Genomic DNA, 654 nt, shown 5'->3' with positions numbered 1-654 from the left:
CCGGCCAGCACGGACGCGAGCACCCGTACGCCCGCCGCGCCGCCGTCGCGGACGGGACTGCCCAGCGCGTGCCTCGGGGCGGTCCGGTACGAGCTGGTGCTCGCCGAGACCGAGCTGGCGCTGCTGCCCGCGATGTGCTTCGCCACCGGGGCGGTGCTGGCAATCCGGGGCATCGGCCCGGGCGAGGTGACCGTCGACCGGGAGGACCTGGTCTCGCGCAGCTACGAGGCCGGGGTGGTGGAGATCCGGTTCGTCCGCGCCGGCACCGTGGTCGTGCTGATCCCGCAGGAGGGCACGACGTACCCGCTCACGGTGGTGGTGCGTTAGCGGCGGCTACCGCACCGCCACCCCGGCCAGCAGCGAGTCGACGAAGTCGGGCCCGCTGCCCGCCGGCGGCGCGACCTGCACGTAGAGCAGCCCGGCGCGGCCGGGGCCCAGCCCGGCGGCCTCGACGAGCACCGGCCGGCCCCGGGGGCAGGTGAACCACGCCACCACCCAGTCGATGCCCGCTTGCCGGGTGTGCCGCGTCGGGGCCGCAACGCAGTCGGCGTGCGGGCGCTCGGCGACGAAGCCCGCCGGGGTGGTCCGCGCGGCGATGCCGGCGGACAGGCCCACGAAGGCTCCCGGCACCGCGGGGTCCGCCGCCCACCGGTC

Annotated in this window: 2 pseudogenes; one reads left to right on the top strand and one right to left on the bottom strand. The window is 77.5% G+C overall.

Annotated features, from left to right (window positions below):
* Positions 1 to 327 (top strand): annotated as a pseudogene (locus MCAG_RS25130) (hypothetical protein); the annotation flags it as partial.
* A 6-nt stretch (positions 328 to 333) separates the two neighbouring features.
* On the opposite strand, the pseudogene MCAG_RS33925 reads toward MCAG_RS25130, so the two are convergent.
* A pseudogene (locus tag MCAG_RS33925) lies at positions 334 to 654 on the bottom strand (serine/threonine protein kinase); the annotation flags it as partial.

The organism is Micromonospora sp. ATCC 39149 (assembly GCF_000158815.1).
In the GTDB taxonomy this organism is placed as follows: Bacteria; Actinomycetota; Actinomycetes; order Mycobacteriales; family Micromonosporaceae; genus Micromonospora.
The sequence above is the reverse complement of the archived record's forward strand: the minus strand, read 5'-3'. Positions and strand labels throughout refer to the sequence as shown.